The 17,904-nt window shown below is 47.9% G+C and carries 17 protein-coding genes and 1 pseudogene; 8 read left to right on the top strand and 10 right to left on the bottom strand.

All coding sequences use genetic code 11. The features are described 5' to 3' along the window. The first annotated feature begins 377 nt into the window (after positions 1-377). A complete protein-coding gene (locus KVT28_RS22365; RefSeq protein ID WP_217550146.1) occupies positions 378-1,295 on the top strand; it encodes a DUF4365 domain-containing protein in 918 nt (305 codons plus the stop codon). Positions 1,296-1,761: 466 nt separating this feature from the next. Here the strand turns inward: KVT28_RS22365 and KVT28_RS22360 are convergent, their stop codons facing one another. After that, positions 1,762-2,025, bottom strand: coding sequence for a DUF2798 domain-containing protein (locus tag KVT28_RS22360; protein WP_217550144.1), 264 nt, complete (start codon positions 2,023-2,025; stop codon positions 1,762-1,764). Positions 2,026-2,153: 128 nt separating this feature from the next. Between KVT28_RS22360 and KVT28_RS22355 the strand changes: the two genes are divergently transcribed. The 4 genes and pseudogenes from KVT28_RS22355 to KVT28_RS22340 all read left to right on the top strand — a co-directional run bounded on the left by KVT28_RS22355 (position 2,154) and on the right by KVT28_RS22340 (position 5,091). Continuing rightward, positions 2,154-3,065 (top strand): LysR family transcriptional regulator, encoded by a 912-nt coding sequence (locus KVT28_RS22355; protein WP_217550142.1) that lies wholly within the window; start codon positions 2,154-2,156, stop codon positions 3,063-3,065. Positions 3,066-3,472: 407 nt separating this feature from the next. Next, positions 3,473-4,107, top strand: a pseudogene (locus KVT28_RS22350) (SOS response-associated peptidase family protein). A 64-nt stretch (positions 4,108-4,171) separates the two neighbouring features. After that, positions 4,172-4,393: a hypothetical protein gene (locus tag KVT28_RS22345; protein ID WP_217550140.1), complete on the top strand. Its 222-nt coding sequence runs from the start codon at positions 4,172-4,174 to the stop codon at positions 4,391-4,393. Positions 4,394-4,812: 419 nt separating this feature from the next. Then, positions 4,813-5,091 (top strand): hypothetical protein, encoded by a 279-nt coding sequence (locus tag KVT28_RS22340; protein WP_217550138.1) that lies wholly within the window; start codon positions 4,813-4,815, stop codon positions 5,089-5,091. 407 nt (positions 5,092-5,498) lie between these two features. Here KVT28_RS22340 and KVT28_RS22335 read toward each other — a convergent pair whose 3' ends face one another. Beyond that, positions 5,499-6,182 (bottom strand): ParB N-terminal domain-containing protein, encoded by a 684-nt coding sequence (locus KVT28_RS22335; RefSeq protein WP_217550136.1) that lies wholly within the window; start codon positions 6,180-6,182, stop codon positions 5,499-5,501. A 799-nt stretch (positions 6,183-6,981) separates the two neighbouring features. On the opposite strand from KVT28_RS22335, the gene KVT28_RS22330 reads away from it, so the two are divergent. Beyond that, entirely contained in the window at positions 6,982-7,923 is a 942-nt protein-coding gene (locus KVT28_RS22330) for a thymidylate synthase (protein WP_217550134.1), read from the top strand. A 9-nt stretch (positions 7,924-7,932) separates the two neighbouring features. Then, on the top strand, positions 7,933-8,871 hold the full coding sequence (locus KVT28_RS22325) for a hypothetical protein (protein WP_217550132.1): 939 nt from the start codon (positions 7,933-7,935) through the stop codon (positions 8,869-8,871). 2 nt (positions 8,872-8,873) lie between these two features. Here the strand turns inward: KVT28_RS22325 and KVT28_RS22320 are convergent, their stop codons facing one another. The 4 genes from KVT28_RS22320 to KVT28_RS22305 all read right to left on the bottom strand — a co-directional run bounded on the left by KVT28_RS22320 (position 8,874) and on the right by KVT28_RS22305 (position 12,583). Then, on the bottom strand, positions 8,874-9,956 hold the full coding sequence (locus KVT28_RS22320; protein WP_217550130.1) for an ImmA/IrrE family metallo-endopeptidase: 1,083 nt from the start codon (positions 9,954-9,956) through the stop codon (positions 8,874-8,876). Further along, positions 9,934-10,215 carry a hypothetical protein gene (locus KVT28_RS22315; protein WP_217550128.1) on the bottom strand — a complete coding sequence of 94 codons (282 nt, stop codon included), beginning with the start codon at positions 10,213-10,215 and terminating at the stop codon, positions 9,934-9,936. Before KVT28_RS22315 ends, KVT28_RS22320 begins: the two co-directional genes overlap by 23 nt. Before the next feature lie 482 nt (positions 10,216-10,697). Then, on the bottom strand, positions 10,698-11,147 hold the full coding sequence (locus tag KVT28_RS22310) for a hypothetical protein (RefSeq protein ID WP_217550126.1): 450 nt from the start codon (positions 11,145-11,147) through the stop codon (positions 10,698-10,700). 866 nt (positions 11,148-12,013) lie between these two features. After that, positions 12,014-12,583 (bottom strand): JAB domain-containing protein, encoded by a 570-nt coding sequence (locus tag KVT28_RS22305; protein WP_254633613.1) that lies wholly within the window; start codon positions 12,581-12,583, stop codon positions 12,014-12,016. A 543-nt stretch (positions 12,584-13,126) separates the two neighbouring features. On the opposite strand from KVT28_RS22305, the gene KVT28_RS22300 reads away from it, so the two are divergent. After that, positions 13,127-13,807, top strand: coding sequence for an SOS response-associated peptidase family protein (locus tag KVT28_RS22300; RefSeq protein WP_217550358.1), 681 nt, complete (start codon positions 13,127-13,129; stop codon positions 13,805-13,807). A gap of 357 nt (positions 13,808-14,164) precedes the next feature. Here KVT28_RS22300 and KVT28_RS22295 read toward each other — a convergent pair whose 3' ends face one another. The 4 genes from KVT28_RS22295 to KVT28_RS22280 form a co-directional block, all read right to left on the bottom strand. Then, positions 14,165-15,532, bottom strand: coding sequence for a PTS ascorbate transporter subunit IIC (locus KVT28_RS22295; protein WP_217550124.1), 1,368 nt, complete (start codon positions 15,530-15,532; stop codon positions 14,165-14,167). A 43-nt stretch (positions 15,533-15,575) separates the two neighbouring features. Then, on the bottom strand, positions 15,576-15,845 hold the full coding sequence (locus tag KVT28_RS22290; protein WP_217550122.1) for a PTS sugar transporter subunit IIB: 270 nt from the start codon (positions 15,843-15,845) through the stop codon (positions 15,576-15,578). A gap of 30 nt (positions 15,846-15,875) precedes the next feature. Further along, complete coding sequence (locus KVT28_RS22285; protein WP_217550120.1) at positions 15,876-16,322, bottom strand: PTS sugar transporter subunit IIA; 447 nt, start codon at positions 16,320-16,322, stop codon at positions 15,876-15,878. A 65-nt stretch (positions 16,323-16,387) separates the two neighbouring features. Next, a partial coding sequence (locus KVT28_RS22280; protein WP_217550118.1) for a transketolase occupies positions 16,388-17,904 on the bottom strand: 1,517 nt, incomplete at its 5' end.

The following is a 17,904-nucleotide window of genomic DNA, read 5'->3' as shown; positions in this document are numbered from 1 at the left end:
TGCAGGGGGAACGACAAGGCCGCAGCCCGGAGGGACCGGGATTAGCCGTTTAGTGAGCGCCCCTTGCGTGAGGATGCCCGTGTGCCAGGTTTCAGCACGGCAGAGGGCGTTGGGAAACGAAACAGAACAGCAGGCGATGAACAGGACATAGCCCCGGACGGCAATATGTATCGCCGGACCGGTCCTCAGCAGCCACGGCCTGTCGTGGCCAGTGAACGCGCTGTCTCCAGTCAGCTGCAGGGGTTGGATCTGACGTTGCCATCAGACCCCAACCGGAGGTCCGGAACGCCGCGCGATTTGTAGCCAAAAGATTCTACGTCTATGACAACACTGAGTATTTCTGTGATACTTTGCTGTAAAAAAATCGAGTGGCCTTCATGAAAAATGTCAAAACCAAGAATGGCGTCAGTAGAAAGAAAGTCAATAATAACGAATGGATGGTCTACTCAAAGAACAGTGCTTTAGGTCATGCTGGTGAGTATTTATTTGCTTACTGGATTTCAAGGTACTTTGAATGGCCTTGCCGGTTACTAGATATCGATATGGGTATTGACGCACAAGTAGAGGTATACACAAACGACCACCGTTCAACAGGCTCTTTCATTGGCGTGCAGATCAAAACGACAGGCGAAGTAGTTAATACCAGTGGCAGTGTTCCGCTCAGCCTCAACAACCTCGTTTACTGGAGCACATGCAACGACCCTATTGTTGTGGTTCTCATTTCTCTCGACTCGTCCAACTGTCAAATGGAGCCGAGGATCTATTGGCGACATCTTGACAAAAACCTGATTGACAGTCTGGTTGAAAAAGCCAGAAACAATACCGAAAAAGAAACTACCCTCATCTTCACCGCTACTGATAGTGTTCTTCTGACCTCTCACAAGATCACCTGGTCAAAGCTATGGATGCGCCCAGAAGATGAATCCTATGTTAAAAGGATTGATGGGCTACATAAAGCCTTACAGAATCTGGTTGACGATTACAATCGGGGATATGAAAGAGACAAAGAAAGAATCCCCGCAAGTGGAAGCGACTTTTGCGTTGACCTGAATAATTTTCTGAACGATTGCGATGAATTATCAGTAATCAGAGGTTCCAATAAGCAACTTGATCTGCAATTTCCAAGTGTAATCTCATTTCATGATGATTATTATGAATATGAAGATATCTTATTAGGTGCTTTTACCCTTATGGTTGAAGCTCAAGGGTATTACATTAAAGAGGATCTAAATAAGTATGTTGCACCTATTAATCCAAAACTCCAGGCCATTTTCACCTATAAATATATTAAATAATGCGTTAATTTTTAACGATTCATCACAGTTATGAGAATTCGTTAACATCCCATTTGTCATTCATTTGAATGATGAGGAATGATTAAAACTAAGGCAAGTAAAAAATTGATGACTAACAAGGGCATGCAAGGATGGTTTCCGCGATGAAACGAGAAAAGTGCCCTTCTTCAGCTAGTTAAGTTTAAGAGCAGATTCAAAGCATCTTTCATTTTGATATTCTTCTGAAGGATGGATAACAAGAATCTTTATCACTCATGCTTAGTCCAGATAAAATGAGGAAGTTATCGACTGAAGCTGAAACGAAAAACAGGGTTAATAACGGAGCCTCATCCTGAATAATCAGGTTGCCCTGCTCCTCATTGGTTTACACAGCACACTGTTAGTCATTCCTGATTTTCGCTTACCGCTGCCCTTTTAGCTTTGCCTACGACACGTGAGTGCCAAGAAGGGGCATGGCAAAGTTTTCCTAATGCCCATGGACTGTTAACCCCACCATCCTGACCACGATCGGGCGTACAAACAATATGCAGAAAAAGGCAGCGGGCATGGCAACCTTGTAAGCATTGATAACATTTGACATGTAATGAGGCCCGAAACCGAACTCCGAAAAAGTAATAACTAAACTCATCAGAAAGGCCATGATGGTCGCCATATAAAGTGCAAAGATGTAAGGTGAAGTGTGTTTTGGAAAGCGTATTCTGGCGATCTTTTTCGTTGTTGCATTCGTCATAGTGTTACCCTGTTCAACCGTGAGTTAGCGAAACAGTCGCTAAACTACCAAGTAAGTCAACGTGTTAGTAGAACACTTCAGCTTTAATCACCATTAAGTGAAAGTAACGAATTTTGCATTGAGGTCTTATGGACTTGTTGGGGTTGATCAGTACCTATATCCGTGTAGTGGAGAACGGCAGTATTGCAGCGGCTGCACGCGCTAAAGGAATGAGCCCTGCAGCAGTCAGTCAGAGCCTTTCCCGTCTGGAAGCGTATCTGGGGGTACGTCTGCTATCACGCACAACCCGAAGTATGACCCTTACCGAAAGTGGTAAACGCTATTTCGATAAAGTTCGCCACATTCCGTATGATGTTGAACTTGCCTCGCAGGCTGCTGCATTCGAAACAAAACCGCAGGGGCAACTTTGCATCGCCACGACTGCGGCGTTTGGACGCTACGTTCTTGCACCACTGATGCCAGAATTCAAATCGGTTTACCCCGATATTGATATTGAGCTGATCAGTACCGATCGTAACGTTGATCATCGGTTAGAGGGAGTCGACGTCAGTATCCGCATCGAGGCACAACTGAACGAACAGCTGATTGCCCTGAAAATTGCATCTTTACCTTTTATCTTCTGCGCAGCCCCGGCATATCTGGAGCGTGCGGGCATACCAGAAAATCCCGAAGAATTGAGTCAGCATGCCTGCCTGGTATTTCGCTATCCAACTGATGGGCGCTTTTTGCCTTGGACATTTATGGTTGACGGTCAAAAGGTGGCGGCGAAACTCAATCCCGAATTTATTAGTGACGATATTGATATCATTGCTAATATTGCAATGAATGGTGGTGGTATTGCTCGCCTTGCGAGTTTTATTGCACAACCGTTAATCAACAATGGTCAACTCATCGCATTATTTCAATCCAGCCAAAGCATCGAAAGCCCTATCACATCTTCCCCTATGAACATTTATGCGTGCGTCAACGACCGTTCAGCGCTCAACTCAAAGGTCAGGGCATTTATAGCTTTTTTGGAACAGGCGATGCAGTCAGCGTGATCTCAATCGTGAAAAAGTGGATGGTCTTTGGCTAATGCAGACTTATGGCACGTACATGCTTTAAGCTCCCCCGTTTATTAACATAAGCTGATCGTAGTAACGTCTGCTCCTCCTTCACGACAGCCATACGCATCCTTTTAGCCCCAAACATACAGATAAAAACTCATCCATTTTGTATTGGATTACTGACCTCGCTTTTGATACTTGCCATCAGACACTAGCCAGAGGCCCGAAACGCATCCCTTCGCGATTCGGCGGAGCTTACCGACTTGGCGGTTAGCGCAGTCGGGCTGGCGACCCGGCCTGCCGGGGGATCCGAAGGGGTATGAGTCAGGACGGTTCATCCTGATTAACATCATGAGGACGCCACTGCAGGAACCGCTATCCTTATAGGAGGAGGAAAAACTATGTGCGGGCGATTTGCGCAGTATCAGAGCCGGGACGTTTACTTTGATGAACTTGGCATCGCCGACAGCGACTATGTTTACGACCCGGAACCCATCGGGCGTTTCAGCGTCGCACCCGGCACCAGTGTGCTGTTGCTGAACCAGCGCGCCGGCGAGCTGAAACTCGATCCTGTGTACTGGGGCTATGGCCCTGAATGGTGGGACAAGCAGCCGCTCATCAACGCGCGAAGTGAAACCGCCCCCTCCAGCCAGATGTTTAAGCCACTGTGGAACCACTGCCGCGCCGCGGTGTTTGCAGATGGGTGGTATGAATGGTTGCGAAGCGATTCGGGGAAACAGCCCTATTTCATATACCAGAAAATGCATGAGCCACTATTCTTCGCAGCGATCGGCAAAGCCCCCTATGACGACCCTCACGGGAAAGAAGGCTTTCTGATTGTTACCGCCGCCAGCAATAAAGGCATGGTAGACATCCACGATCGCAGGCCGCTGCTGCTGAAGGCGTCAGCCGTAAGCGAATGGCTGAGGCACAGGATGCCGCATTACCTGAAAGCGATTTCAGCTGGCATCCCTTTTCGAAAAAGGTTGGCAGCCCGAAAAATCAGGGTAAGGAACTCATTGAAAATATTGAATGAACATATCGCTTAGCCCACTGAGAGTTTTAGCCAAGCTGCATTTACTGAAAAAAATGAGGCGCATATGAACAACACTGAAGAAACGACAATTGTGATAAATGGCGTAACGCTGAGTCCCGATCAGGTTCAGTCTTTGATGGCTGCATCACAGTGCTACAAGTTTAAACTCATGGGTTACAGGTTTAGTGAAGACGTGACTTCAAGGGCATTAAGCGACGCCTTCCTGTCAGACATATGTTCAGTTGAAGCGCTGTTAAACCAGTCTGTTCATGAAGACCATGTGTAATACGCAACGGCTAATTGCAGGATGAAACAATCAATACGAGTAAAGTTGCCAGAGCATTCATCTGATAATAAATTGACACGTATTCTCCACTGCCACTTTATATGTTGATGAGTGCTGCTGAAATGAGTCACCACGTTTCTGGACTGTCCGTCCCTAAAGCCAGACGTTATTACAACGGCCTGATTGTTATGACCGTTTTGCCCGGAATATGCTGAAGTCGGACAATCCCGATGTTTATAAGCCTTTCTGGTCCCGGGTCATTGAGGATAACTGCGTCCGATTTGAACTTTTCAACGAGTATTTCCATTCAAGGTCGTTAACCAACTGCCCCCTCTATTTAAACATTCTCGGGCAGGAATGCCACATAAGGCCCGGCAATAACTACACTCAACGTATATGTAAATTAAAAATGAAGGCATATGCGTTTATCGAAGGAATCGCTTAAAACACTCGAAAATCTGGCAGACGGTACCCGTTTGATGCTTCGTGGGGATATGGCGCATGGGTTTGAGATCCGCTATGACCCAGAAACCTCCCGGCGCAGGGACAAAACGTGCCGGAGTTTACCGAAGATGAAGCGTGCAGGATGGATTGAATTCGTCACACCCCCACTTAATCATCATCGCTATTACAGCGTGAAGCTGACCTCAACAGGGACTGAGATTCTGAATATCCATAAAGAAAACCCCATGCACTGACCTTTCCCTTTCACTTCCCTGACCTCGATACAGCCAAAGTGCCTAAAAGCGTCTTTTTAAGCCCTGCCCGGAATACTGTTCCAGACTTTCGCCATCAGACCCCAGCCGCAGGCCCGAAACGCATCCCGTCGCGGTTCGGCGAAGCTTGGCGGCGTTGCCGGTTAGCGGAGTGGGGCTGACGATCCGGCAACGCCGGGGAGCCGGAGGGGGCCATCAGGGAGTAAATATTTTCTATGTTGAAGAAGATAAAAGCAGGAGAAGCAGTTGCACCACAACAGGATTTTCAACAGCAGCAGGAAGCAGAGCGTGGTGACCGTGAAACAGCATGACCGGGAGAGAAAGCATAGGCGTAGGGGAAATACCGGTGCGTCAGCACCGGCTCTTCCCGGCCCGCAGGGCCGCCGGGTTTAACGCCGCAGGATCCGGTACCCCGTGACCAGCATCATGATGCCCAGCGCCATCATGACGTACGGTAACCCGGCACCCATTGTGCTGTTCACCGCATCTGGGCTGTCCGCCGCATCCGGCATCGCTTCACCACTTCGTGAAAGCCAGGTTCCCCACGCGAGCATTCCCAGCCCGGCAACTGGTATCAAGCCTTTCAGCAACACAATGAAAAGCATATCCCCGCTGGCTCGCCTGCCTTCGAGGCTACCACACGCGCCAGCAGTAAGCAGATGACCATACCCATTGTGTATTCGGTTAACGGGAGTAAGCTGATCGTGCTGATAAACGCCCTGTGCCAGCAGCAACTGCAACGCTGTCAGGCGACGACCGCCGCAGGCCACGCCCAGCAGGCCGTCAGGCATATCATGCGCGATCAGGTTATGCAGCAGACCGACGTTTTTGATGGTGGCCGCCAGCGACTCAATGCGCGACTGCACGTAAACCTTCCTGCGCACGTTCAAAGGCGACACCGCCAGACGCGACAGCGGGATCATCTCAATTTCCACTTTCTCCAGCGCCTGCTCAACCGCCATCGCTGCCGCCTTATCAGCCTTCGCTTTCGCGGGACGACGAACGGGTTTGGTCTTTAAAACCGATGATTCTTTAGATTCTGAAGCCGTGAAGTTGACGTTCTGCTGTGACATGTTGTCTCTCCTGTTTGCGTTTAAGTGATGTTTCTCTGAGTTCCTCGCCGTGGGGCAGAACTGGCGCACGGGCATCAGGCAGAACGCAGGGGAAAACGACAAAGCCGCAGCCCGCAGGGACCGGGTGCAGACGTTTAGCCAGGCGACCCTTGCGTGAGGCCGCCCGTGTGGCAGGTTTCTGCACGGCGAAGGGGCTCAGGAGAACGAAACAGGAAGGCAGGATATGAACAGGGCACAGCTCCGGACGGCGGCATTTTGCCGGTCTGGTCTTTAGCGGCCACGGATTCTCGTGGCCAGTGAACGCGCTGGCGGTCAGCCAACTGCAGGGTTTGGGGTTTCGCGTTCGCCATCAGACCCCAGCCGCCACAGGCCCGAAACGCATTATTCCGCGGTTCGGCAGAGCTTACTGGCAAGGCCGGTTAGCGTAGTCGGGCTGACGACCCGGTTTACCTGGGAGACGAAGTGGGGCATTAATGCTTTTAAAGGGAGATTGGGATCGAAGCAGTTAGTTATTAAAAAGTAAGAAAAAAGCATGACACCTCATGTTCGTATAAGTGCCTAAATAACGTGTATCTGGCAACAATTCTCACTCACTTTGAGCTAATGAGCTACGTGCTTTAGCCAGTAGCCAGTCGCCTCATCACCAGTAGACTCTGCGTAACCCGTTAGTGCTTTCATATCGAATCTCAAATCTGTAGACAAATCGCACAATCTGAATGTATAACGAGCAATTAGGATTATTCTCAATCACCGACGAATGTCTGGCACCCTGCCCGCGGCTCTCACTTGGATGACAAATATGGAAATTGAGAAAAACACGATTGATGATGTTATGCGGGCTGTGTTTGAAAATATCCTGTCAGATGGGGTTCCTGTTGAAACAACACGGGGGCCGACAAAAGAGATTCTGGGTACACACATCATTTTAAACAATCCGGTTTGCCGGATCAGCAGAACGGAATCCAGAGGTAAAATATTCACCTGCCTGGGTGAGTTAATGTGGTATCTATCCGGCAGTGACGATGTCGAATCTATTCGCTATTACATCTCAAAATACCGGGATTCTGCGGAGCGTGATGGCACGATTAATGGCGCCTACGGGCCTCGTCTTTTTGGCACCAAGAATGGAATCAACCAGATTGAGAATGTCATCCAGCTTTTAAAAAAACGCAACACATCCAGACGAGCAGCCATACAACTGTTTGATGCAAAAGACATATCCCGCCACTTTGTTGATGTTCCCTGTACTGTCGGGCTTCAGTTTGCGGTAAGGAATGATTCCCTCGATATGTTTACATTCATGCGTTCTAACGATGCGCGGGCAGGACTGGTTCACGACATATTTGCATTTACGATGCTTCAGGAGATGATCGCAAAAACCTTGGGTTTAAATCTGGGTGTTTATCGCCATTATGCGGCAAGTCTGCACATCTATACCGAGGATATTCCCCTCATTGAGGCTGCGCTTAAAGAAGGTTATGCGCCATCTGCACCAGTAATGATGGCAATGCCCACAGAGGATGTAACTCACTACATATGCATCATTGTTGATGCAGAGAAACGCATCCGTGAGGGTGATATTCCAGATATTGACGCGTTAAGACTGAGTGAATACTGGAAAGATGTTCTTCGTATGCTCGCGATATTCAGGTGCAAAAAAGACAAGGACCTGACAACTGCGCGTGCCGTTGCAGGGAAATTGCAAAATCAGTCCTACAAAATTTATCTTGAGTGGTTGTGAGGGAGAAAAATGAAACGACAGGACCTCATTGATGAAATTTCAGAACAGCTAGAATCATTCAGTCAAAACGAAATTCCCCTAAGGGGTTTAGATACCCCAGATAAAGTCACAACGCTCGCCGCACAGATACTCGACAGCAAACGTCGCATTGAGTACATTGCAGCCATAGGCGATAAAAGAATATCCCCGCTACGGGCAAATCCGCACAGTGACATTTTTGATCCGCTACGGGCAGCCTGGTTACATATTCAGGAAGGGAATGTGGATGAGGCGTGCTGGCTAATTTTCCTATCTACACACTTTGGCAAACATCTGAAATACGGATGGCAGTTGTGTGCCGACATTTACGGTGGGCTCGGTGGCGATGTATGGACCTGGGAGAAAGTGGTAGCGGAAGTAGACACCTTCCACGCCTGGTATGAGGGCTGCTACCGTCAGATGATGGCAGATGGTCAGCAAAGAAGGTTTGGTAACCACAGAAAGTACGAATCTCTTAGGCCGGACAGCAAACGCACCCTTCCACGTGTCATCAGCTCATATGTAGCGTGGGTCGGAAACGCAGGCAGCCATGAAGCACGATTTGCTGAAGCCAAAGCCGCATCCAGTAGTCAGGAAGAGTACTTTGATATTCTTTACCGCAGCATGAGGGCTGTTTTGTCATTTGGGCGTGCTGGTAGATTTGACTTCCTGACCATGCTCATCAAGTTCGGCATTATAGATGCCAAACCGGGAACGCTCTATCTGAACGGAGCAACAGGCCCGCTTAATGGTGCCAACCTTCTCTTCTACGGTGAGGCGAGAAATGCGGCTAATTTTAAAGTTCTGGACGATCTTCTGGCGAGGCTCAGCGCCTTCATGAACATGGGGTTGCTTGAAATGCAAATTCTTGAAGATGCTCTGTGTAACTGGCAGAAATCCCCCTCTTGCCACGTTTACTTTGGAGGTTGATTTCAGCAAAGATCTTCACGGTTATATTTAACCTTAAACCTGGCAAAATGGTCATAGGGAATTTTTTTGGCATGCTGTAACTGCCCCAGCACGATCCCTTTTGACACGCCAATTTTCCGAGCAAATTTAATAATATTTTTCCAGTTTCGGCCATTCAACATATCAAATTCAGCACGGTGCGCTGGTGGGATCAGGACGCCACTGGAAAATTCGTTCGCTTCCTGTTCTTCATTTTCAGAAAGACCACTCATTCCTTCAATACGGTGCTGTTCACAATTATGCAGCACCAGATGCCCAACCTCATGGAATAGCGTGAACCAGAAATGGTCGTCTCTCAGATATCGAAAACTCATTATCAGTGTCGCTTTGCCGGGTTCAAAAAAACAGGTAGCCCCGCTTGCTGGACATCCTGTCGGCGTTGGCAGGATCACAAGCGCTACACCAGCGTCAGCGAGTATGCTGCGGATAGCAGGAAGAAATACTTTGGGATCAGGCTCAAGAGAATGTTTTCTTAATGCTTCCAGACTGCCTTGAAGTGCATCCTTATCCCACGCATAAGTTCTCTGTTTCCGCGAGATATACTCAGCTTTCTTGAGCCAGGTAATTACGGCCATTTCTTCAGTTCTGAAAGCTTCGGATTTTCTGAACGCGATAGCAGTTTGCTTATTTTTATAATAATTAAACCATTCCGGTACGGATGATACGCCAAAAAACTTCAGGCAATATTCGACTTTTTTATTACCACTCAGCCCTTTCGGGATCCACCCCAGTTTACTCATATCTGACGTAGGCAGAGACTGCACCCATTCATTATTTTGGCGAATGATCGCATCTTTATGTTGGCGATATTTATCTTCACGATTGAGCCAGAAATTCGTGCTGACATCGAAGAGTGATTCAAGCTTGTTGGCAATATTCTCGGTGAGAATGAGCTCACCTGAAATCAACTCACGACCTTTAATAAGGGAAAGGCCAACTCTTTTACTGAGCTCTTCTTCATTGAAACCATGTTCGTCCATGAGGTCTATTATGGTATCTCCGGGGGCCGACACCCAGTCCGGGTTAAATCCATGGTGAGAAACCATAATCTTCGCCTATATGAACCAATTTCAACCGGGTTACCCGCCCCCAGTCCAGTGAATTGTCTGCATGCCGGGGTGGATCGAGATGCCCATTTACAAAGTACATTTTAACCCCTTCTGCGAGGTTAATTATAATGTAATCACATCCATTTTCGCATAAAAACTCTGTTTTAAGAAAACCCGGAAGCTCATCTACCGATGCTGAAGACCAGATATCAGCACACCGCACGCGCAGTTTTGCAGCAACGGCAACGCCGAACAACTTTATCCCTGCTTCTTTGAACTCAACTGAATCCCTGAGTTCGGAACTGTAACAAAAAATCTGCAATGGGTTACCAACGCTGATCGATTTATCAAAGAATATTATAATCTAATGTATAAAAAATCCACGATTTATCGGGGTGTTACACGGGGATGTCAATGAAATACCTATTATAACACTCACTGCTTTAGGGAAATTGCCATCCAATAATGGTGAATAAAACTTATAACTGAAATCTAATCATTTTTCCCGCTAGAGCTCCCGGTCCCCACGGAATGTGAACTCGTCTTGTTGCGAATCGCGCTGATCTCCATGCGGTATTCTGTTCATCAGATTGAAACGCACTGTGACCTGTCGGCTGCGCATGGGTTACGAAGATCACCTTAACCTTTATCAGTACTTGCTTGAGAGCGCGATGAACATAACCCCATATGCAAGGTTCCCCTGTCGCTTACTATAATTCTGAAAACGTTATAATGTAGTCAAGTACAGGATTTGCTCCATTTCGCCTTAATTCCGCTCATGAACCTGCTACCGGTTTGCAGGGTTATGAGTCCGGGGGCAATGAAACTCCCCACGACAACACCCACTTCATCTTGGAAAAAAACCATCATCACGTTCTGGTCCAGATAAACGGTGAGTTGTGTCGTGAGATTAACGATATTGATGGGGCCGTAAGCATTAATAAAGCCATAGTTTCTCTCAACCGTTTCACTCAGGATTCCGGAAAACTTGGGAGTTACAGTGGTATAAGGCCATCCAGTATCAAATGAAGCCGTAAGACCATTCATACCGCTCTCTGCCAGAATTTGTGCATATGCGTTCATATCAGAGTTAGTTGGCGGGCTGTTTATCAGACCGTTTGCATAACTCTGTATCTCAATGGGCAATGAGCCAAAGTCTTTCGTCAGCGCGTAGATCAGCGAGTCCATATACCTTCCTTACTGTTTTAAAATCAGAAAGCTGGTGAGAAATGCCTGCCAGCAGGATGGTCACGTCATGGCTTAACCGTAGATATTTGAGTAGTGGTGCTCAGTAATTGAGCTCAGCAGTTGATTATTGACCGTACTCCTCCAGATTTCTTCATTTTCAGTTTGTAAATTTAAGAAGCTGGTTATTCAACTACATTTCACCAACACTCGCAGGGTAGAAGCATTTTCTCCGGTATGGACGCCTTGGGAATGCTGCCCTCCTTGCTACCACTTCGGCGGGACCATAAAGAAGCTTCCGGTAAATTCACGTTGTGCAGCAACGTGAGTCAAGCCCTGGATCCCTAGATGTTTAGTTCTTGCCCTGGTTAGTGGCTGAAAGCGTAATCGGTTCAGGAGTACCCTGTTAATCAGCATCAGCTGATCCGTTTCACGGTCTGAAGCTTGGTATTCAGATTTGACGTTGATAACAGTGAATTTGCTTTTGAATTTTGCCATCAGACCCCAGCCGTCAGGCCCGAAACGCCTCCCTCAGCGGTTCGGCGAAGCTTGCCGGCTTGGCCGGTTAGCGCAGTCGGGCAGACGACCCGGCCTGCCGGGGAGCCGGAGGGGACCAAAAGGCAGTTAATGCGTTTGCTTTTAAGGGACAGAACACCAGAGGTATAGCTTCCGCACAACAGTGTAATAAACAGCCGTAGGCAACAGAGATAGAAGAGAGGAATGCAGCATCCCCGACAGAAATAGCACTCGCGGAGGGGAATGACCGGTGCGTCAGCACCGGCTCTCCCCGGCACGCAGTGCCGCCCGCCGTTCAGCGCGCCAAAAGAAGGCGGAGTGGCCCCGCCCTGCTGGAATGACCAGGCGATGACTTAGCCGTTAAGGTGCCCCCGCTCCGCCAGTGATACCGTTTCGTTACCTGCCACGATAATGTGATCGATAACCCTCACCGCTACGAGCTCAAGCGCAGTCTTGAGACGCCCCGTAATAGCGATGTCTGCTCTGGATGGCTCCGGCGTGAAGGACGGGTGATTGTGGCTCAGAATGACGGCGGCGGCATTAAGCTGAAGCGCCCGGCGAACAACTTCGCGAGGGTGGATTTCAACACTCGCAATGGATCCTTCAAAAATCTCTTCATAGGCCAGCAGCTGATGCTGATTATTCAGGAACCCCACCGCAAACACCTCACGTTCACGCCCCGCAAGCTTTGCCCGGAAAAAATCGCCAGACGCTGAAGATGAGTCAAAGGTGGTGCCCGTGGGATAACGATAGTCAATCGCCAGCACCGCCTCGGCCAGGATCTGGCTGTCTGTTGCCATCACGTAGTTGCCCTGCGTATCGCGCACGTGAAGGCGGCTGAAAAAGCGCACGTTATCCGTGACATTTTCCAGTGATGATTCTTCAGATTCTGGAGCCGAGGTGTTGACGTTCTGCTGTGACATGTTGTTTCTCCCGTTCAGTTTCATGTGATGTTTCTCCGAGTTCCGTCGCCGTAAGCGCTTAACCGGCGCGCGGGAACCAGGCTGAACACAGGGAAAACGGCAAAGCCGCAGCCCAAAGGGACCGGGTGCAGACGTTTAGCGTGCGACCCTTGCGTGAGGACGCCCGTGTGCCAGGTTTCAGCACGGCAGAGGACCTCGGGGAACGAAACAGAACAGCAGGCGATGAACAGGACGCAGCCCCGGACGGCACGACGTAACGCCGGTCCGGTCCTCAGCGGCCACGACCTGTCGTGGCCAGTGAATGCGCTGGCTGTCAGCCAGCTGCAGGTGTGGACGTTGCCATCAGACCCAAGCCGCAGGCCCGAAACGCCGTCTGTGCGGTTCGGCGAAGCTAACCGGCATTGCCGGTTAGCGCAGTCGGGCTGACGACCCGGCTTGCCCGGGAAGCCGGAGGGGGCCATGAGTTAAGATCAGTTCATCCTGAATAACTTCAGGAGGACGCCGCTGCAGGAGCCACTATCTTTAATGGGGGAGGAACAAACTATGTGCGGACGCTTTGCGCAGTACCAGAGTCGGGACGTGTACTTAGACGCACTCGGCATCGCCGACAGCGACTATGTTCACGATCCGGAACCCATCGGTCGCTACAACGTTGCGCCAGGGACGAATGTGGTACTGCTGAACCAGCGTGACGGCGAGCTGAAACTCGATCCAGTTTACTGGGGATACGGCCCTGAATGGTGGAACAAGCCGCCGCTGATTAACGCACGCGGTGAAACCGCCGCATCAAGCCGGATGTTTAAGCCACTCTGGAACCACGGCCGCGCCGTAGTGTTTGCAGATGCATGGTATGAGTGGAAACGAAGCGGTGAATTAAAGCAGCCCTACTGTATTTACCAAAAAAACCACGAACCCATGTTCTTCGCGGCGATAGGCAAAGCCCCCTATGACGATCCTCACGGGAAAGAAGGTTTTCTGATCGTCACGGCTGCGAGCAACAAAGGCATGGTAGACATACACGATCGCAGTCTGCTGGTGCTGAAGGCATCGGCCGTCGCCGAATGGCTGAGTGAAGACACCTCGCCGGAACGTGCAGAGGAAATTGCCAAGGAAGCCACGCTGCCGAAAAGCGATTTCAGATGGCATCCGGTTTCCAACAAAGTTGTAAGCCCCAAAAATCAATGTGAAGAACTAAATATGCAAAGTGAATCATCTGCCATTTAATAGCATCTGAAGCGAGGTGATCAAAGAAATCTGAAGCACGTTAAGCTCATTATCAACGGGGACGTCGCTCAATTAAGCTTGAAATGATCTTTACTTCTTTCCACATTTTACGATTGGCCTTACTTACATCATCCCGGTGCCATAGTAAAATTGGCTAACGTTGGATAAAAATCTACATTAACACCTGCCAAGGGATTTCTGGGGACGACTTACTAACCTGCCATATTTAATCTCAAACGATATCCAGCACGCTAAAAATAAACCTCAAGATTAACCGCCTAAATAGCATGATTTTGACTTAACTCCCCACTGTATTATTACAGCAGGGAGTTGAGTTACTTAAGCGTATTGAAAATATTATTGCTCTTCGACTATCTCAGTCTTTTTAGCTACCAAATTGTAAACTACCAGCAAGGCAAAAATGCCTGTAATAGCCATCGTGATAACTTCTGGAGTCATGAAACGAGCCATATTGCCGAGGAAAATACCTACCACACCAAAATCGGCATCAGAGAAGGTGGTATTTGTCAGTCCGATTGCACCCAGCACAGGTAATAGCGCAACAGGAAGGAATGTAATTAATACCCCATGCGCGAACGCTCCAAGCATAGCTCCTCTTTTACCTCCGGTGGCATTACCAAAGACACCTGCAGTCGCACCGCAAAAAAAGTGAGGCACTACACCAGGAAGAATAAGCACCCAGTTAAGCTGACCAAGAATAAACAGGCTGACCAATCCTCCTACAAAGCTGGAAATAAATCCAACGAGTACTGCATTTGGTGCATAAGGAAAGACAATTGGGCAGTCGAGAGCAGGTCTGGCATTTGGCACCAGTTTTTCAGAAAATCCGGTGAAGGCAGGAACGATCTCTGCAAGGATTAAACGCACGCCCTGAAGAATAATGAACACGCCAGCAGCAAAGGTTATTGCCTGGATGAATGAATATACCAGATAATTCTGTCCATGACTAAAGTGACTTTCAACATAATCCTTCCCGGCAGAAATTGACAGGATCAGATAAATAATCATCATAGTCAGTGAAATAGAAATGGTACTGTCACGCAAAAAACTAAGGTTTTTTGGCATGTTCATTTCTTCTGTAGATTTAGACCCCTTACCTACAACCGAACCGATCCATCCGGAAAGAACATAACCTACGGTACCTGTATGTGCTAAAGCAACCTGGTCATTACCGATAATTTTCCGCATGTAGGGCTGAGCAATAGCCGGAAAAATCGCCATCAGCAATCCCATGGTCAGTGAGCCGGTATAGATAAGCTGAACCCCTTCGAACCCAGCCACAGAAAGAATTATTGCAACCATGCATGCCATATAAAATGTCACATGCCCGGAAAGATAGATGTACTTTAAACGAGTAAATCGGGCTACAACGATGTTTGCCACCATACCAAAAGCCATAATAAGTGTGGTAGGCGCACCATATTTCGCCAATGCAATGGAAACCATAGCTTCATTGTTTGGAATGATGCCTTGAACATGAAAAGCCTGTTTAAAAATATCCCCTAATGGGGATAGTGATCCTACTAGAACTGCCGCACCGCCGGAGAGTACAAGGAAACCCAAAATTGTTTTTACGGTTCCTTTAATGACATCAGGAAAGCTTTTTTTCTGTGCGATAAGTCCGAACAACGCTACTAACCCGACAAGTATTGACGGGACTTTTAGAACATCAACAACAAACTGTAAAAGGTTTTGGATAAACATAGAAACCCCTGCGGAAGATTATTTCACTGGCACAAAAAATTCATTATTTATTGAAGTATTCTTTTAACTTTTCTTCAAGTTCCTTAATATCAATAATATTGTTAATGACAATAACTTTTTCAGAGGGGAGGTTTGCACTATAGGCAATGTCCCTTCCCATAATGAATACATTTGCAAGGTCACTTGTTACAGAGCCCAAATCGGAATGCTCCACTTCCGCAGTTACTTCCAATTTCTTCAGCACTTTTTTGATGTTCATTTCCATCATGAAACTGCTGCCTAAACCTGCACCACAAACCGCCATTATTTTCATGATAATATCCTTTCTATATTCAGGTTTTATTTATTGAATAAGTAACTTACACAACTCATCTTTGTTAGATGCAGTGAGTATTTGTTCCATTCTTTCTTCATCAGAAAGCACTTCAGCAAGATCAGTAATCATTTCAATATGACTATCGCTATCAGGTGCTGAGAACATGAATAAAATCCGTACAGGATCGTTTTCCTCTGCGTCGAAATTAACACCATTCTTGATCATAAGAATTGAGAGACCAAGCGATAAGGCACCTTCTTCTGGTCGGGCATGAGGCAAGGCAATATAAGGTGCAAGAACAAAATAAGGTCCAATAGATTCTTTGTTGGAAATAATTGCATCAATATAGCTTTGTTTTATAGCACCTTCACTCAACAAAGGTTGGCCCACTTTATTAATGGCACTTTTCCAGTCAGAAAGTTCATTCACAAATGCAATACGGTCAGGTGTCAACCACGCAGCGATACCAGCCATCTTTCACCTCTCTTTATTCTACTCGCTTACAATGTGGCGGCGAACCGCCATAAAATTTATTACGCTTAATTCAGCAACGCTTTGGCGCGATTAACTACATTTTCCGTACTAAATCCAAAATGTTTGAATAACACTGCGGCCGGTGCTGATTCACCAAAACTGTTCATGCCAATCACATCACCATCAAGACCTGCGTAGGCTTTCCAGAAACCGGCAATGCTTGCTTCGACAACCAGACGTTTTCGCACGGAATGCGGCAAAACGGCTTCTTTCCAGGCGTTATCCTGTTTTTCAAATCGCTCAACACAGGGCATCGATACTACCTGAATGCTGTAACCTTCCTGTTCAAGAGTTTCCGCGGCTTCCGTGGCCAATTCCAGTTCTGACCCGCTGGAAATCAGGATCAAATCTGGGGTACCTTCGCAGGCTTTCACAACATAACCGCCGCGCTTAATAGCTTGCAGTTGGTCTTGTGTTCTGGATTGTTGTTTCAAAGGCTGACGAGTGAAGATTAAAGCGCTTGGACCATCCAGTCGCTCAATTGCCTGCTGCCAGGCAACCGTTGCCTCAACCTGATCACAACCTCGCCAGGTTTCCATATTTGGTGTCAGACGGAGTGCTGCAAGTTGTTCAACTGGCTGGTGTGTTGGACCATCTTCACCCAACCCAATAGTGTCATGCGTATAAACGAAAATACTGCGCTGCTTCATTAATGCAGCCATGCGCACAGCATTACGGGCATATTCCATAAACATCAGGAAAGTGCCACCGTAAGGTATGAAACCACCGTGCAATGCAATTCCATTCATTATGGCGGACATACCAAATTCACGTACGCCATAAGGCAAATAGTTACCTGCTGCGTTGTCATGGGTGATATCGGTTACTTTATCGTGGCGTGTAAGATTTGATGGAGAGAGATCGGCAGACCCCCCCAACAGCTCAGGTAACACTTCAAAGAATTGATTGAGTGCTTTCTGACTTGACTGACGCGTTGCAAGATTCTGTGGGTTATCCTGCAATGATTGGATGTATTGTGCAGAGACTGAGGTCCATTGCTCAGGCAGCTCATTATGGCTTCGACGCAACAGCTCTGCCGCTAAGTCAGGATAGGATCGCTGATACCGAGAAAATAGCTCACTCCACTCTTGCTGCAAGCTCCGCCCTTTTTCCTCAGCATTCCAAAGCGAATAAATTTCCTTAGGGATTTCAAATGGCGGGTGATTCCATCCCAGAGACTTACGTACAAGTGCGACTTCATCAGCACCCAAAGGAGAACCGTGACTGTCGTGACTGTCAGCTTTATTGGGCGAACCGTACCCAATTGTGGTTTTGCAGCAGATGAGCGTGGGGCGGGAAAGATCCTTACGTGCTTCGTTGAGTGCAGCTTCAATCTGTTGCGGATTGTGCCCATCAATACTTTCAATGACCTGCCAACCATACGCTTTATAACGAGCGGCTGTATCTTCAGCAAACCAGCCATCCACATGGCCATCAATTGAAATATTGTTGTCATCCCACAAGGCGATAAGATTTCCTAAACCTAATGTACCAGCCAGTGAGCAGGCTTCATGGGAAACAC

This window comes from Pantoea sp. GbtcB22 (assembly GCF_019091025.1).
GTDB lineage: Bacteria > Pseudomonadota > Gammaproteobacteria > Enterobacterales > Enterobacteriaceae > Pantoea > Pantoea leporis.
This window is presented reverse-complemented; position numbering and strand designations above follow the sequence as displayed.

Coding starts and splice junctions, on each gene's coding strand:
- KVT28_RS22320 (WP_217550130.1), bottom strand. CDS start 9,956: ATGGTTTCTCACCATGGATTTAACCCGGACTGGGTGTCGGCCCCCGGA.
- KVT28_RS22330 (WP_217550134.1), top strand. CDS start 6,982: ATGGAAATTGAGAAAAACACGATTGATGATGTTATGCGGGCTGTGTTT.
- KVT28_RS22300 (WP_217550358.1), top strand. CDS start 13,127: ATGTGCGGACGCTTTGCGCAGTACCAGAGTCGGGACGTGTACTTAGAC.
- KVT28_RS22285 (WP_217550120.1), bottom strand. CDS start 16,322: ATGGCTGGTATCGCTGCGTGGTTGACACCTGACCGTATTGCATTTGTG.
- KVT28_RS22340 (WP_217550138.1), top strand. CDS start 4,813: ATGCGTTTATCGAAGGAATCGCTTAAAACACTCGAAAATCTGGCAGAC.
- KVT28_RS22365 (WP_217550146.1), top strand. CDS start 378: ATGAAAAATGTCAAAACCAAGAATGGCGTCAGTAGAAAGAAAGTCAAT.
- KVT28_RS22310 (WP_217550126.1), bottom strand. CDS start 11,147: ATGGACTCGCTGATCTACGCGCTGACGAAAGACTTTGGCTCATTGCCC.
- KVT28_RS22295 (WP_217550124.1), bottom strand. CDS start 15,532: ATGTTTATCCAAAACCTTTTACAGTTTGTTGTTGATGTTCTAAAAGTC.
- KVT28_RS22360 (WP_217550144.1), bottom strand. CDS start 2,025: ATGACGAATGCAACAACGAAAAAGATCGCCAGAATACGCTTTCCAAAA.
- KVT28_RS22355 (WP_217550142.1), top strand. CDS start 2,154: ATGGACTTGTTGGGGTTGATCAGTACCTATATCCGTGTAGTGGAGAAC.
- KVT28_RS22305 (WP_254633613.1), bottom strand. CDS start 12,583: ATGTCACAGCAGAACGTCAACACCTCGGCTCCAGAATCTGAAGAATCA.
- KVT28_RS22335 (WP_217550136.1), bottom strand. CDS start 6,182: ATGTCACAGCAGAACGTCAACTTCACGGCTTCAGAATCTAAAGAATCA.
- KVT28_RS22345 (WP_217550140.1), top strand. CDS start 4,172: ATGAACAACACTGAAGAAACGACAATTGTGATAAATGGCGTAACGCTG.
- KVT28_RS22325 (WP_217550132.1), top strand. CDS start 7,933: ATGAAACGACAGGACCTCATTGATGAAATTTCAGAACAGCTAGAATCA.
- KVT28_RS22290 (WP_217550122.1), bottom strand. CDS start 15,845: ATGAAAATAATGGCGGTTTGTGGTGCAGGTTTAGGCAGCAGTTTCATG.